Source organism: Streptomyces axinellae (assembly GCF_039532135.1).
In the GTDB taxonomy this organism is placed as follows: domain Bacteria; phylum Actinomycetota; class Actinomycetes; order Streptomycetales; family Streptomycetaceae; genus Streptomyces; species Streptomyces axinellae.
The window spans coordinates 14602-28552 of the sequence record NZ_BAAARJ010000007.1; the positions used below are offsets into that span (position 1 = coordinate 14602).

14 protein-coding genes are annotated in these 13951 nt (G+C 71.7%); 6 read left to right on the forward strand and 8 right to left on the reverse strand.

Features of this window, described 5'->3' with window-relative positions; translation table 11 throughout:
- Nucleotides 1-167: 167 nt before the first annotated feature.
- The gene (locus ABD339_RS11980; RefSeq protein WP_344565619.1) at nt 168-1142 is read right to left on the reverse strand and encodes an alpha/beta hydrolase family protein; all 975 of its coding nucleotides are present in this window, start codon (nt 1140-1142) and stop codon (nt 168-170) included.
- A 213-nt stretch (nt 1143-1355) separates the two neighbouring features.
- On the opposite strand from ABD339_RS11980, the gene ABD339_RS11985 reads away from it, so the two are divergent.
- The gene (locus ABD339_RS11985; RefSeq protein ID WP_344565124.1) at nt 1356-1901 is read left to right on the forward strand and encodes a helix-turn-helix domain-containing protein; all 546 of its coding nucleotides are present in this window, start codon (nt 1356-1358) and stop codon (nt 1899-1901) included.
- A 34-nt stretch (nt 1902-1935) separates the two neighbouring features.
- Here ABD339_RS11985 and ABD339_RS11990 read toward each other — a convergent pair whose 3' ends face one another.
- Both ABD339_RS11990 and ABD339_RS11995 read right to left on the reverse strand, forming a co-directional pair.
- On the reverse strand, nt 1936-2292 hold the full coding sequence (locus tag ABD339_RS11990; RefSeq protein ID WP_344565126.1) for a hypothetical protein: 357 nt from the start codon (nt 2290-2292) through the stop codon (nt 1936-1938).
- Between the two features lie 173 nt (nt 2293-2465).
- Entirely contained in the window at nt 2466-3263 is a 798-nt protein-coding gene (locus ABD339_RS11995) for an Fpg/Nei family DNA glycosylase (protein WP_344565128.1), read from the reverse strand.
- 146 nt (nt 3264-3409) lie between these two features.
- On the opposite strand from ABD339_RS11995, the gene ABD339_RS12000 reads away from it, so the two are divergent.
- The 5 genes from ABD339_RS12000 to ABD339_RS12020 all read left to right on the forward strand — a co-directional run bounded on the left by ABD339_RS12000 (nt 3410) and on the right by ABD339_RS12020 (nt 9064).
- Nucleotides 3410-4576, forward strand: a complete 1167-nt coding sequence (locus tag ABD339_RS12000; protein ID WP_344565130.1) for an FAD-dependent oxidoreductase — start codon at nt 3410-3412, stop codon at nt 4574-4576.
- A 75-nt stretch (nt 4577-4651) separates the two neighbouring features.
- Nucleotides 4652-5230: a hypothetical protein gene (locus ABD339_RS12005; RefSeq protein WP_344565132.1), complete on the forward strand. Its 579-nt coding sequence runs from the start codon at nt 4652-4654 to the stop codon at nt 5228-5230.
- Between the two features lie 198 nt (nt 5231-5428).
- Entirely contained in the window at nt 5429-6061 is a 633-nt protein-coding gene (locus ABD339_RS12010; protein WP_344565134.1) for a WXG100 family type VII secretion target, read from the forward strand.
- 14 nt (nt 6062-6075) lie between these two features.
- Nucleotides 6076-8430, forward strand: a complete 2355-nt coding sequence (locus ABD339_RS12015) for a hypothetical protein (RefSeq protein ID WP_344565136.1) — start codon at nt 6076-6078, stop codon at nt 8428-8430.
- A gap of 25 nt (nt 8431-8455) precedes the next feature.
- Nucleotides 8456-9064, forward strand: a complete 609-nt coding sequence (locus tag ABD339_RS12020; protein WP_344565138.1) for a hypothetical protein — start codon at nt 8456-8458, stop codon at nt 9062-9064.
- A 48-nt stretch (nt 9065-9112) separates the two neighbouring features.
- Here the strand turns inward: ABD339_RS12020 and ABD339_RS12025 are convergent, their stop codons facing one another.
- From ABD339_RS12025 to ABD339_RS12045, 5 genes are all read right to left on the reverse strand, one after another.
- Nucleotides 9113-11224 (reverse strand): xanthine dehydrogenase family protein molybdopterin-binding subunit, encoded by a 2112-nt coding sequence (locus tag ABD339_RS12025; protein WP_425575972.1) that lies wholly within the window; start codon nt 11222-11224, stop codon nt 9113-9115.
- Nucleotides 11225-11280: 56 nt separating this feature from the next.
- Nucleotides 11281-12315, reverse strand: a complete 1035-nt coding sequence (locus ABD339_RS12030) for an FAD binding domain-containing protein (protein WP_344565142.1) — start codon at nt 12313-12315, stop codon at nt 11281-11283.
- Entirely contained in the window at nt 12312-12857 is a 546-nt protein-coding gene (locus ABD339_RS12035) for a 2Fe-2S iron-sulfur cluster-binding protein (protein WP_344565144.1), read from the reverse strand. The genes ABD339_RS12030 and ABD339_RS12035 overlap by 4 nt, the downstream gene beginning before the upstream one ends.
- A gap of 152 nt (nt 12858-13009) precedes the next feature.
- The gene (locus ABD339_RS12040; protein WP_344565146.1) at nt 13010-13522 is read right to left on the reverse strand and encodes a mycothiol transferase; all 513 of its coding nucleotides are present in this window, start codon (nt 13520-13522) and stop codon (nt 13010-13012) included.
- 130 nt (nt 13523-13652) lie between these two features.
- Complete coding sequence (locus tag ABD339_RS12045) at nt 13653-13823, reverse strand: hydrophobic protein (RefSeq protein ID WP_344565148.1); 171 nt, start codon at nt 13821-13823, stop codon at nt 13653-13655.
- Between the last annotated feature and the right edge of the window lie 128 nt (nt 13824-13951).

A 13951-nucleotide genomic window follows, 5' to 3' on the forward strand; every position in this document is an offset into this window, starting at 1 on the left:
GGACCGGGAGCCGGACGCCCGGAGCCGTATAACGGGAGAGAGTGCCGGAGGGGCCCCGGAGAGGGGCCCCGGAGAGGGGCGCGGGGCAGGTACGGGTGGCGGTGCACCGGGTGGCGCGGGCCGCCCGGGCGGGTCAGGGCGGGGCGCGGGTCAGGGCGCGGGGCGGGTCAGGACGGGGCCGTGCGCTGTGCGGCGTCCGTGTCCCGTGGTGTGTTGTGGAGTTGGCGGCCCAGCCAGTCGGCGACCTGGGCCAGCAGGTCGGGATCGACCGGTTCGCGCTGGAGTCGGCCGTAGGAGCGCATCGACGGCTTCCCGGCGTCGCGGCGCAGCAGGTGCGTGAGGTCCCGGACGCGGTGGACCTCCGTCTCGCCGGGGACCAGGCGGCGGATCTCGTCCAGGTCGGCGGGGTTCACCTGGAGGTCCTTGTCCCCGGTGACCGCCAGCACGGGCGCCCGGATCGCCGCCAGGTCCGTACGGGAGTCGTGGCGGAGCATCTCCCGCATCCAGCGGGCGTTCACCGGCACGCCGAGGACCCGTGCCACGTCCGTGGTCGTGTTCTTGACGCGGGTGAGTTGGCGTTCGGCCAAGGCACGCAGTGCCGGAAGCAGGAGCCGGGCGGGGGCGGGGAGGGTGCGGGCGATAGAGCGGCCCTGCCAGCGGAAGGCGTCCTCGCCGACCCGGGCGAACCCGGCCAGCAGCACCAACGCCTTGATCTCCGGCTGCTCGTCGGGGGGCTGCGTACCGGGGGACTGCTCCTCGGGTGTCCGTGCGCCGAGGGACATGGCGTGGACGGCGCCCTCGCTGTGGCCGATCACGGCGATGGCGTCGGCCCGGATGTCCGGGTGGGCGGCCAGGGCGCGGACGGCGGCGGCGGCGTCGCGGCGGTTGCCGGTGAAGCCGGCCGTCCGCCAGTCGCCGGGGGTGTCGCCGCAGCCGCGCCGGTCGTAGCGCAGTACGGCGATGCCTGCCGAGGCCAGGGCGGCGGCCAGCGGTGCGCCCAGCCCCATGCGGAGCTTGGCCGTGTCGCCGTCGCGGTCGAGCGGGCCGGAGCCGTGCAGCAGGGCCGCGGGGTGGGGGCCGGGGCCGTCGGGCAGGGTCAGCGTTCCGGCCAGGGGCACCGCGTCGTCCGCGATGACGGTCATCTCGGTGTCCCGTGCGTCCCGTGCGTCCCGCGTGGCCAGGGTGGTGCCTGTGGTGTGTGTGGTGCTCGTCGTGCGCGTGTTCAGCATGTTCCGGATGTCCCCCACACTTCGGCTCTCTCCGCTCGCTTTGGCCCTGCCCGCTTGGCCCTGCTCGCATTGGTCTCAACATCGAGAACATTATCAGACGTGAGACTAATGTGAGACCATGGGACCATGACGACCGCGAACCTCCTCCTCCACCCCGTCCGGCTGCGCATCCTGCAGACCCTGGTCGGCTCCGGTCCGCTGACCACCGCACAGCTTCGCGAGCGGCTTCCCGATGTCGCGGCGGCGACGATGTACCGGCACATCGCCACCCTCGCCAAGGCGGACGTGCTGGAGGTGGTCGGCGAGAAGAAGGTGCGCGGCACGGTGGAGCGCAGCTACCAGGTGCGCGAGGAGCGCGCGCTGGTGGACGAGGACGCGCGGACGACGATGACGCTGGAGGACCACCGCCAGGCGTTCACCGCATTCTCCGGAGCGATGATGGGCGACTTCGACCGCTACCTCGCCCGCGAGGACGCCGAGCCCGCGACGGACGGCGTGCTCTACCGGCAGGGCGCGGTATGGCTGACGGACGAGGAATTCGCCGAGTTGGTGGACGAGTTGCAGAAGGCGGTCACCAAGCGGGCCGCGACCTCGCCGGGGGACGGGCGCGAGCGGCACATCGTCAGCCTGGTGGTGGTGCCGGACGAGCTGGGCGCGGGAAGCGCGGGCTGAGCCGGCCGGCCGCCGTGCGGGAACGCAGGGCGGCTCAGCGGGCGTTGTCCGGGGCTTCCCCGGTTTCCCCGGAGGGCGGCGGAGCGGGCTTGCCGCGGCGGCGGGAGAACAGGGTGGCGCCGCCGGCCACCAGACCGATGGCCACCACCTTGGCCAGACCGTAGTAGTCGGTCCAGGAGCCCTGCGGGAAACCGGGCATGCCCAGCAGCAGGAGCACGATCGCGGCGAGGCCCAGCGCGGCGACGACCAGGCCGCCGATCGCCCCGAGGTCCGCCCACCACGGCCCGGCTCCTCCGAGTGGGGGCATTCCCTCTTCAGGGCGCGAGCTGGGCTTCGAGGCCCGCGGCGCGTGGCCGTCGGGGTTGCTGGGCACTCGTATGTCGCTGGTCACGGCGCTGGATTCCTCTGCCGACGGGGCTGTACGGCGGGAACGTTAGCAGCGTGGCCCGCGAGCCACTCGGACGGCAGTTCCCGGGGGCCTCCCGTATTCCGTCCGGCAGTTCCCGGGGGCCTCCCGTATTCCGTCACCGGTTCAGGGGGTGACGCTTCGATCACACCCCCGCCTCAGCGGCGGCGCTCGCCGGGTGGCGGCTGGCAGTGGGGGCACCAGACGGTACTTCTGCCCGCCGTACGGGTCCTGCGCAGCGGCGCGCCGCAGCGGGGGCAGGCGGGGTCCTCCTCGTCGCGGTGGCCGGTGAGCCAGGTGGACTTGGGCGGGACCCGTTCCGCGCGGTCGCAGGCGCGCAGGACCTGACGCATGTCCGTGTGCAGCCGGGCGATGTCGGACGAGGTCAAAGCGGTGGTCTGGCGCGCGGGATGCTGGCGGGAGCGCCACAGGAGTTCGTCCGCCAGCAGATTGCCGAGCCCGGCGACCGCCGACTGGTCGGTGAGCGCCGCCTTGAGGGTGCGGTGGTGGGAGGTGAGGGCCCGGCCGAAGTCGTGGCGGGAGACGGTCAGGGCGTCCGGCCCCTGGGAGGCGAGGAGTTCGTCCACCCCGGTCTTGTCCGCGAGCCAGAGCCCCTTGAGCTTGCGCTGGTCGCGGTAGCGCAGCTGGCGCCGCTTGCCGAGGGTGAAGACGACGCGGTCGTGCGCGTGGTACGGGTCCTCCGGGGAGGCGCACACCAGTTGGCCCGTCATCCCGAAGTGCACGAGCAGCGTGGGGCCGCCGGTGTGAGCGAGCAGCCACTTGCCGCGCCGCTCGGGTGCGCCGAAGCGGCGGCCCTCCAGCGCGTCCCGCAACTGCCGGGGGCGTACGCCGTGCAGGACGCCGCTGTCACGTACCTCGATCCGCTGGATCGTCCGGCCCTGCGCGCAGTCCGCGAGGACCCGGCGGAACCCCTCGACATCGGGCAGCTCGGGCATCGAGGCACCTCCCTCGTCTCACCCCCAGACCAGATTAGGAACTTTTCTGCCGTTTCGCGCCCCGGCGGTGTCACAATCCGGCCCCTCCCGCCCGTCACGAACCACGAGTCACGAACCACGACGTCATGGAGTCAACGGAGGCGCGTATGTACCCCCTCACCGTGATCGGCGGCGGCTTCGCCGGACTGACCGCGGCGCTGGCCGGAGCCGAGGCCGGGGCCGAGGTCACGCTGTACGAGGCACACCGTGCGCTCGGCGGACGGGCCCGCACCGCCGACGGCGAACACCGCACCAACGACGGACCGCACGCGCTCTACGCCAAGGGCCCGCACTGGCGCTGGCTCAAGGAGCGCGGACTGCTGCGTCCGCTGGCGGGCATTCCGCCCGCCGAAGGGCTGCGCTTCCGCTACCACCACGGCGGCAGGCTGCGCGCGACGCCGCCGGCCGGGCTGCTGCGGGCGCGGCGCGCGAAGGAAGCGCCGTCCGACGTGCCCTACCTGGAGTGGGCGGCCGGACGGTGGGGTGAGGAAACGGCGGTGGCGGCGGCCAACTTCGCCGCCGTCGCCACCTTCCACCACGCGCCCGGCGAACTGTCGGCGGCCTTCACCCACGCGCGCATGCGGCGTGCCTCCCGGCTCCCGCCCGAGGCGCGCTACCCGCGCGGCGGCTGGGGCGCGCTCGTCAAACGGATGGCGGACCAGGCGCGCGCCAAGGGCGTGACCATCGAGACGGACGCGCGCGTGAGCGACCTGGACGCGCTGCCCGGCGCCCGGCGCGGCCCGGTGGTGGTGGCCACCTCGCTGGCGGCGGCGCACGCCCTGCTCGGGCACCCGTCGCTGACCTGGCCGAGCGGCCGTACGGTGCTGCTGGACCTGGCACTGACGGCACGGCGCGGCGACGCGTTCGTGATCTCCGACCTGGACGCGCCGGGCTGGATCGAGCGCTTCACAGCGGTCGATCGCACGCTGGCGCCGGAGGGGCAGTCGCTGCTCCAGGCGCAGTTCCCCCTGCCGCCCGGCGCTCCCCGCACCCAGCCGCTGGCCCGCGCTGAACACCTGCTCGACCTCGGCTTTCCCGGCTGGCGCGAGCGCGTGGTGCACCGCAGGGAGGCGGTGGCCGAAGGCCGCACGGGCGCCGTCGATCCGCCGGGTACCACCTGGCGCGACCGCCCCGCCGTGGACCGGGGCGACGGGGTCTACGTGGCGGGCGACCAGGTCGCGGCGCCCGGCGTACTGAGCGAGGTCTCCTTCAACAGTGCGCTGGAGGCGGTACGGCTCGCCCTGCGCCAGGGCAGCGGGGCGCGCGTGGTGTAAAGCGCCCCGCTGCTTTCGGCCCGATCGGCGCCTACGCTGAAAGCCTGCTGTGCTCGACAGGTTGGGGGGCGAGTGATGAGCAGTATGCCGAGTCTTCGTCAGGTGCGGGCCGTCACGAAGCTGGTGGGCCGACGCGCCACGCTGCGTTACTCAGCCGTGGCCCTGGGGGCCTCGGTCCTCGCCGCGTGCGGCAAGGACCCTGGTAACAGCGGCTCCCCCGGGCCTCTGGGGCTGACGGTCGCCGCCTTCCTCAAGGGAGAGTGGCGGGTGGAGATGAGCCCCCCAGCGGGAGAGGAGCCGATACGCCTCACCGTCGAGATCACGGGGGGCCGCTGGAGCATCGAGCCGTACCCGCGGGGCGCGTGGGAGAGCGACGCCCCGTGGAAGGGCTCATGGGCGCTGTCCGGCAGCAGATTGAAGCTCAGCGGTCCCAGATCGCCCTACACCCCGCGCATGGTCAGCCGGGTGGCCGCGTACGGCGTCCCCGCCATGATCGGGGCTTCGGGATCGCTGCGGCTGGTGTGGCAGGTCCTGACCGGCAGTTCGGAGGACTCCGACGACGAACTGAGAGTCGAGTACACCGGCAGCACCTTGCATATCGTGCACACCACCAACGAGGGCACTCGCACGGAGTTGCGCTGCGAACGCGCCTAGTGCCCCGCTGTGACAGATCGGTGAAATCGTCGGCGCGGTGGTGACAAAAGGGGAGCGCCGGCACGGGCACTGCCGCGAGATAAACGGGAGGCGGCGTCACGGTCACTGTCGCGGCACAAAGAGGGCGCCACCGTGGTCGGTCGTCTTGTAGGTTGCCGAGGATGTCGGCGACATTCACCGACTGAAAGCGGGGAGAATGTGTCTTTCGAGCAGGAATGGACCGGGCTGGTCGCCAACGCCCGTGCTGAGCAGGCCACTTCGATGCGGCTCGCCGGAGCGGGCGACGGTGAGGGCGGAAATGGTGGCAAGGGGGGCAAGTACCTTCATGTGGACGCGGGCCAACTGAGAGGCCACGCCGGCAAGGCGGACACGGTGCGCGGCGAGTTCGCCAAGGCGGACAACGAGACCATGCGGGAGACCGAACAGGTACCCGGCACCATGAAGGGCTTCGAGAGCGACGAGGCCGTCAAACAGTTCCAGGAGCGCTGGCGCGGCCAGATGAAGTATCTGGACGGGCTGTTCGGCTCCATGGGCAAAGCGCTGCGCAAGGCCGCCGAGGAATTCAAGAGCGACGATACGCGGACCGCGGCCGAAATGGCGGCGCTGGCGAAGAAGAAACGGGAGGAGGCGCACGGCGGCACGTCCGGTCCGGACACCCCGCCGCTGTTCCTGAACCCCAACTCGCCCTCTCTGCTCCGGCCCGGCAGCAACTCGCCTTTTCTGAACACGACACCGGGGCCGACGCCTCGGACGAATCCGTCCTACGGGCCCCCGCTGTACGGCCCTTACGTTCCCCAGAACAGTACGCCCTCTTCCGGATCCGACTCCTGAGAAGGGGCCCGTAAATGACGCTCGATTACTCGGATGTCAGGAATGTGAACCTGACGCCTTTGAAGGAAGCGGCCGAGAAGTGGACGAAACTCGGTGCGAAGTTCCGTACCGTGCGGACCCACTTCAACCGCACCGTCGCCGACCCGCTGCGCACCTCCAACTGGAAGGGCGAAGCGCGGGACGCCGCCGTCAAACGGTTCGACGGGGTGAAGACACAGATCACCAAGGCCGCCGGTGAGGCCGACAATGTGGGCCGGATCATGACCGAGGCACTGGAGGACTTCCAGTGGGCCAAGGACGAACTGAAGGCCATCATCGAAGATGTCGAGGCGCCCGCTTCCGACGGGAAGGTCTACCTGAAGGTCAACCGGGAGAACGGCGTGGTCCATCTCGACCCGCCCGATGACGTGAAGTCGGACGCCGGTTTGCAGAAGTCCTACCACGAGGCCATCGTCTCCTACACCAGGAGGACCGAACGGGCCCTGGAGTTCGCCGGCACCGCCGACCGGCGGCTCAAGACGGCGCTGCGACTCGACCCGAACGGCGCCGGAAAGGGCTTCACCGACGACGGCCTCGCCCACCTGAAGGACGTCGACAAGGAAACGAAGGCGGACGCGAAGGCCGCGGTCGAGCTGGCCAACGACGAGAACCTGAAGAAGGACCCGAAGAAACTCGCCGAGCTGAACGGCCTGCTCGCCAAGAACTCCCTCAACTCCCGGTTCGCCGAACAGTTCACCACCGGCATGGGCGCCAAGGGCATGATGGAGTTCTGGAACCGCGCGGCGCAGCCGTCGTACACCGATGCCGTGCCGCCGGTCGCGGAAAAGCGCCCCGTCGGAGTGACGAAGCAACTCGCCGCGCTCCAGGATAATTTGGGCGTCACGATGGGCCTCGCCAGCCGTTCGGACTCCCCGGCGGTGGCGGCGTGGAAGAAGGACGTCCTCGAAGTGGCCGACGACCGGATAGGGAAGCTCCCGTACACCGGCGTGGGCAGCTCCGATCGGCCCTACGGCTTCCAGGTCATGAGCAACCTCATGCGGACCGGCAAGTGGGACACCTCCTTCCTGAACGACTACGGCGACGCGCTCGTGGAGAAGGACAAGGCCCCCTACGTCCCGTACGGCCTCTCGACGGAGACGGACAAGGACACCCACCGCAAGTGGCTGACCCAGGGGATGACTCCCGCCGAATACCTCAACTTCGGCCCGAAATGGGATAAGGGCGAGGACCCGTTCACCGGATATTTCGAGGCGCTGGGTCACAACAGCGACGCGTCCACGGACTTCTTCCAGGACAAGGAGAACTTCGACCACGTGCTGCGCGACCGCACGTGGCTGCCGGACGGAGAGGTTCCCGGCTCCGGCCGCGAGAAGGACTTCACCGGGCCCCGGGTGTCTCTCGGGCACGCGCTCGCCTCCGCGACGACCGGCCACGACTGGGACGCGCCGCTGAACGTCCCCGCCGAGCACACCAAGGACCAGTCCGATCTCATGTCCAAGCTGATCAAGGGCATGGGGACCGTCGACAAGGACGGCAACGCGGACATCTCGCTGGCCCCGGGGATGCGTCCTGGCCTGGGAAACGCGGCGGCCGAGTACACGCCGGACTTCTTCCGGGCCATGAAGGACGGCGGGGACGGCGACAAGCTGTTCCCCATGACCGGGCAAGAAGCCGAGCTGGACCACCGCGACGTGACGAAGTTCCTCGTGCAGCTCGGACAGGACCCCGACGCCAACGCCACACTCACCGCCGGGCAGAAGCTCTACACCGCCCAGGTGCTCGACCATCACCTGGGCGGGGACGTCCCCGCGGGCCAGAAGTACGACGCGCCCCCGGAAGACATCGTGCACGAGGTCCTCAAGACCTCGGGGGAGACCGCGGGCACACTGGCCGCCGGTGCCCAGGAGGGCATCATCGGCCCGGCGGTCATGGAGGATCAGGACTACGACAAGTCCACGCTCAGCAAGCGCCTGTGGGGCAACGGAGCGTTCGGCACCGTCGTGACGGGCGCCAGCGTGTTGCCCCCCTTCACGGCGACCCCGGTCGGGGCCGCGACCGCCGCGTCGCTGATCATCGGAGCCGAGGGCGCGGCCCTCAACGACCACGACGCGGAGTACTGGAGCAGCAACAAGTCGGCCCCGGCGGCCGACCGGGCCGGTGCGATCTATGACGAGATGGCCGGGCGTGACGTGCGGCAGAACGAGAAGATGCTGGAGGCCATCGGGAAGGAGCACGGCGTCAAGGTCTCGAAGAGCTGGGCGGAGCTGTACTCCGATGAAGGCTTCAGCCAGGGGTACAGCCGGGTCGGATCGACGGCGCCGTTCCTGACCTCCATCGAACAGGTGAAGCAAATGGCCGTCGAGAAGTAGTCGAGAAGCAATGGAGCGCACACACATGAACCGCCCGCTCCGTACAGCCCTGCTCGCCGTCCTCGCCGTGGCCCTGGTCGCGGCGGGGGCGCTGGGCGGCTACCTCGCCAAGGGCGAGCAGGGCAAGAACGGCAACGGCCCAGCGAAGTTCTCCGACCTCTCGGGGGGCACGACCTGCTGGGCGCCGGAACCGGTGGTGGACCGGGTCGTTCCCGCGTCCCGCTCCGCGGACCGCTGGAAGCGGCTGACCCGGGCGGCAGACAGCTACGACGCCCAGTGCGGTGTCACCGTGGACGGCAAGCAGGTACTGCGGGTCTCCGTCGAGCAGCACAACTCGGTGAAAAAGCCCGACCGGGTGGGCACAGGCCCGGGCCATGGCAGGACCAGGAGCATCCCCGGCTTCGACCGGAGCTGGTCCTCCGAGGACACCGCCAGCATCGTCGTCCCCTGCACCAAGAACACGGGCGACGACAACGCCACCAATCTGTACGTCAAGGCCCAGGCGTGGCGGGAGGACTACGGGAAGCTGCGCGGCGACATGGTGCGGATCGCCGAGGAAGCGGTCACGGCGCACCGCACCGCGGCCTGCCGCGCCGCCGCCCCGGGAGGGGACGGCGCGGCGTCGGAGGGCTGAACCGGCCGCGCGTCGGACGGCTTAACCGGCCGCGCGGGACCGGCCCCCTCACCCCAGCAGGCCCGTACGGTCCGGGGTGAGGGGCAGGTCGCGGCAGCGGAGGCCCGTGGCGTGGTGGAACGCGTTGGCGATCGCGGCCGGGGTGCCGACGATGCCGATCTCGCCGATGCCCTTGCCCCCGACGGGGTTGAGGTACCGGTCGTCCTCGTGGATCCAGTCGACGGCGATGTCGGGCACGTCCGCGCAGGCGGGCACGTGGTATCCGGCCAGGTCGGCCTCGATGAAGCGGCCGGTGGCCGGGTCCAGGGTGCTGTGTTCGGTCAGCGCCATGCCCAGGCCCATCGTCATGCCGCCCAGGAACTGGGAGCGGGCGGTACGCGGGTTGAGGATGCGGCCGGCCGCGAAGACGCCCAGCATGCGGCGCACCCGCACCCAGCCGGTGACGGTGTCGGCCTGGACCTCGGCGAAGACCGCGCCGAACGCGTGCCGCGCGTACTCCTCCTGCGCCTGCACGTCGGAGGTGGTATCGACCGTGGCGATGCCGCCGCCCGCGGCGCGCAACTCCCGGCACGCCTTGTGGACGGCCCAGCCCCAGGAGGCGGTGCCCGAGGAGCCGCCTGCCAGGGAGGCGCTGGGCAGGTCGCTGCTGCCGATGTCGATGCGTACGGCCTCCAGCGGTGCGCCGAGTTGTTCGGCGGCGACCTGGGCGAGGACGGTGCGCGCTCCGGTGCCGATGTCGGTGGCGTTGACCCGCACATGGAAGGTGCCGTCGGGCAGGGCCTCGGCCGAGGCGGTGGAGGGCGCGACGATCACCGGGTAGGTGGCGGACGCGACGCCCGTGCCGAGCAGCAGGTCGCCCTCGCGGCGGCGCACCCCGGGCCGTGGGTCGCGCTCGTGCCAGCCGAAGCGGCGGGCGCCCTCGCGCAGGCAGTCGGTCAGGTGGCGGCTGCTGAAGGGTTTGCCGGTGTCGGGCTCGGTCTCCGGCTCGTTGCGCAGCCGCAACTCGACCGGGTCGATGCCCAGTTCGACGGCCAGCTCGTCCATCGCGCACTCCAGCGCGTACATGCCCGGTGCCTCGCCGGGCGCCCGCATCCACGACGGGCTGGGCACATCGAGCGCCGCGACACGGTGCTGGGTGCGGCTGGCCGTGGACGCGTACATCACGCGCGCGGGAACGGCGGCCTGCTCCACGAACTCCTTGACGGTGGAGGTGTGGGTCACCGCCTCGTGGGCCAGCGCGGTCAGCGTGCCGTCGGCGCGGGCGCCCAGCCGCAGCCGCTGGATGGTCGGCGCGCGGTGGCCCACGATCGCGGGCATCTCACGCCGGGGCAGCGACAGCTTGACGGGCCGGCCGGTGTGCCGGGCCGCCAGCGCGGCCAGCACCACGTTGGGGCGGGGGGTGCCCTTGGAGCCGAAGCCGCCGCCGACGTGCTCGGAGACGACGGTGACCTGTCCCTCGTCCAGGTCGAAGAGCGCGGCCAGGGTCTGGCGGACGGTGGTCGAGCCCTGGCTGGAGTCGTAGGCGATCAGATGCCCGCCCTCCCACAGCGCGGTGGCGGCGTGCGGCTCCATGGGGTGGTTGTGCAGCGGGGTGAGGGTGTAGGTGACGTCGATGGCGTGCGGGGCCGCACCGTACTCGCGGTCGAAGTCGCCGCGCTCGCGGCCCCCGGCCGCACCGCCGTTGGCCTCCTCGGGGCGGTAGAGCCCGGGGTGGTCCGGGGTGAGGACGACATCGTGCGGCTCTTCCTCGTACTCGACGCGCACGGCCTCGGCCATGGCGCGGGCCGCCTCGATGGTCTCGGCGACGGCCACCGCCACGTACCAGCCCCGGTGCGGGACGCGGGGGTTCTGGAGGACGTCGAGGATCGCGTCGTCGGCCCGGTTGAGGCGCTCGGCGTTCTCGTGGGTGAGGACGGCCAGCGCTCCGGTGACCGCCATCGCCTCGGTGCCGTCCACCCGGACGACGCGTCCGCGCGCCACGGTGGCGGGCACGGGCCAGGCGTACGCGCAGCCCGGCGGGGTGTGTTCGGCGGCGTAGCGCGCGCCCCCGGTGACCTTGGCGCGGCCCTCGCGCCGCTCGACGGGCCGGCCGACGACGCCGGTGGCGGAGGCTGTGTTGCTGCCGCTACTGACGTTGCTGGTGTCGCTGACATTGCTGATGTCGCTGACGTCGCTGATGTCGCTGATGTCGCTGGTGTGATGCACGGCCATCCTCATCACGCCCCGTCGGGGCTGTCGGCGAAGCTGTCGTCGGGGCTCTCGTCGGGGCTCTGGGCGAGGGTCGTCAGCAGGCGCACGGCCAGGCCGCGGGCCAGCGGCACCTTGAAGCCGTTCTCGGACAGCGGTTCGGCGGCGGCCAGTTCCGCCTCGGCCGCACGCGCGTACGACTCCGGGGTGGCGGGCGCACCGCGCAGCGCCTCCTCGGCGGCGGTGGCCCGCCAGGGCCGGTGGGCGAGCCCGCCGAAGGCCAGCGACGCGTGCCGGATCCCGCCGTCGCCGTCCAGCACGAGCACCGCGGCGGCGGAGGCCAGCGCGAACGCGTAGGAAGCGCGGTCGCGGGCCTTGAGATAGCCGGAGCGAGCACCCTCGGGCAGCGGCGGCAGCGTGACGTGCGTGATCAGCTCGCCGGGTGCCAGCACCGTGTCCCGCTCCGGGCTGTCGCCGGGGAGCCGGTGGAAGCCGGTGACGGGGACGGTGCGCGGCCCCTCGGGCCCCAGCACCTCCACCTTCGCGTCGAGCGCGGCCAGCGCGACCGCCATGTCGGAGGGGTGGGTGGCCACACACGCGGCGGAGTGCCCGAGCACCGCCATGTCGCGGCTCGCGGCCTCGCGTGCCGAACAGCCGGTGCCCGGCTCGCGCTTGTTGCAGGGCGTCGAGGTGTCCTGGAAGAAAGGGCAGCGGGTGCGCTGGAGGAGATTGCCGCCGGTGGTGGCGACATTGCGCAGCTGCCCCGAAGCACCGGCAAGCAGGGCCTGGGAGAGCCCGGGGTAGGCGCGGCGGACGGCGGGGTGGGCCGCCAAGTCGCTGTTGCGGACGTTGGCCCCGGCGCGCAGTCCGCCCTCGGGGGTGGTCTCGACCTGGTCCAGTGCCAGGCCGCTGACGTCGATGAGGTGTTCGGGCCGCTCCACGCCCAGCTTCATCAGATCGACGAGGTTGGTGCCGCCCGCCAGGTAGCGGGCGTGCGGGTGCGCGGCGAAGGCGTCCACGGCCTGCTCGGGCGCCGCGGCCCGCTCGAAGGTGAAGGGCCTCACAAGGTCACGTCCTCGATCGCGTCGACGATGTGCGGGTAGGCGCCGCAGCGGCAGATGTTGCCGCTCATGCGCTCGCGGATCTCCTCGCGGGTCAGCTCGGCGGGGCCGGCGGCGGCGCGCTCCAGGGCGGGACGCGCGGTGACGTGCGAGGGGTGGCCCGCGGACGCCTCGGCGAGCATGCCGACGGCGGAGCAGAGCTGGCCGGAGGTGCAGTAGCCGCACTGGAAGGAGTCGCGCTCGACGAACGCCTCCTGCAGGGGGTGCGGCTTCTCCTCGTCGCCGAGCCCCTCGACCGTGGTGAAGGAGGCGCCGTCGTGCGCCACCGCCAGCAGCAGGCAGCTGTTGGCGCGGCGCCCCTCCAGCAGGACGGTGCACGCGCCGCACTGGCCATGGTCACAGCCCTTCTTGGAGCCGGTGAGCCCGAGCTGTTCGCGGAGCACGTCCAAGACGGTGGCGCGGTGGTCGGCGGTGACGGTGTAGGGGGTGCCGTTGACATGGAGGGTGAGCGTGGAGCTGGTGGCGGTGCGCTGTGGGGAGTTCACGGTGACGGTGCGCGCCTCTCTTCGACTCGGACTCGGACTCGGGATCGGGATCGGACACGGACACAGGCTCGGGCTCGGGCTCGGGCTCGGAGCCGCTCCGGGCTCGGGCTCGGCGTCACTCGGACAGGTCGGAGCGGGGCGCCCCCGGTCGCTCAGCGGCGGCGTTCCAGGACGCCCCGCAGGAACGCGGCCTGGCCGGCGTGCTGCATGTCGTCGCCGATCACACTCACCAGGCGGACACCGAGGGTGACGGGCGGGTCCCACGCGTCGTCCACGATGCGGCCCAGCGACTGCGGACTCAGACCGCGCAGATAGTTGAGAGTCTGCTCGTGCACCGCGTCGTGGTACTCCAGCAGCAGGTCCGGCGAGTCCACCCGGACGGCCGCCACGTCCTCGGGACCGTGGCCGAAGCCGGTGTCGTCGGAGGGGAGGGCCAGGCCGAACCGCTCCTCGAAGCCCCCCGAGTGCCAGACCTGATCGAGTCCGGCGGCGGCGGCGATGTGGTCGTCCTGGACGCGCGTGAGGTGCCAGACGAGCCAGCCGACGCTGTTGGTTTCCTCGTCGAGCCGTTCGTTGAGGTGCTTCTCGCTGATGCCGCTGAGCACGGAGTGGACTTCGTCGCGCACCCGGTCGTAACAATCGGTCAGTAGTGCCGTCGTATCCATGATCCCGACCTTACGACCCGTCAGCTTCCGGGAGCAGACGCACGCCGGAGGGGCGCGAACGGCCCCTCCGGCGTGCGTGCGAAAACACGGGTGCTGGTGCGGTCGGCGACGTGCCCACCTGCGACGGGCGCTACCAGCGGTACCAGCGGCTGCGCTTGCCACCCGCGGGTGTCGAGCGGAGAAGGAACCCCAGCAGCCAGACGACAAGCACGATCACGGCGATCCACCACAGCGCCTTCAGGGCGAACCCGGCACCGAAGAGGATCAGGGCCAAAAGCAGAACGAGTAGCAACGGAACCATACGTATCAACCTCCCGAACCCGGGTGCCCCTGCCTCCCGCGCTCATGCACACACGTTCACCCAGGGGCACCGCGCACTCGCGTCAGGTCCGCACCGCGCACTCACGCGTCAGGCCGCACCGGCTGCTC

Excerpts from the sequence above, each read along its gene's own strand:
- ABD339_RS12045 (WP_344565148.1), bottom strand. The coding sequence starts at position 13,823 with ATGGTTCCGTTGCTACTCGTTCTGCTTTTGGCCCTGATCCTCTTCGGT.
- ABD339_RS12020 (WP_344565138.1), top strand. The coding sequence starts at position 8,456 with ATGAACCGCCCGCTCCGTACAGCCCTGCTCGCCGTCCTCGCCGTGGCC.
- ABD339_RS12040 (WP_344565146.1), bottom strand. The coding sequence starts at position 13,522 with ATGGATACGACGGCACTACTGACCGATTGTTACGACCGGGTGCGCGAC.
- ABD339_RS12015 (WP_344565136.1), top strand. The coding sequence starts at position 6,076 with ATGACGCTCGATTACTCGGATGTCAGGAATGTGAACCTGACGCCTTTG.
- ABD339_RS12005 (WP_344565132.1), top strand. The coding sequence starts at position 4,652 with ATGAGCAGTATGCCGAGTCTTCGTCAGGTGCGGGCCGTCACGAAGCTG.
- ABD339_RS11985 (WP_344565124.1), top strand. The coding sequence starts at position 1,356 with ATGACGACCGCGAACCTCCTCCTCCACCCCGTCCGGCTGCGCATCCTG.
- ABD339_RS11980 (WP_344565619.1), bottom strand. The coding sequence starts at position 1,142 with ATGACCGTCATCGCGGACGACGCGGTGCCCCTGGCCGGAACGCTGACC.
- ABD339_RS11995 (WP_344565128.1), bottom strand. The coding sequence starts at position 3,263 with ATGCCCGAGCTGCCCGATGTCGAGGGGTTCCGCCGGGTCCTCGCGGAC.
- ABD339_RS12000 (WP_344565130.1), top strand. The coding sequence starts at position 3,410 with ATGTACCCCCTCACCGTGATCGGCGGCGGCTTCGCCGGACTGACCGCG.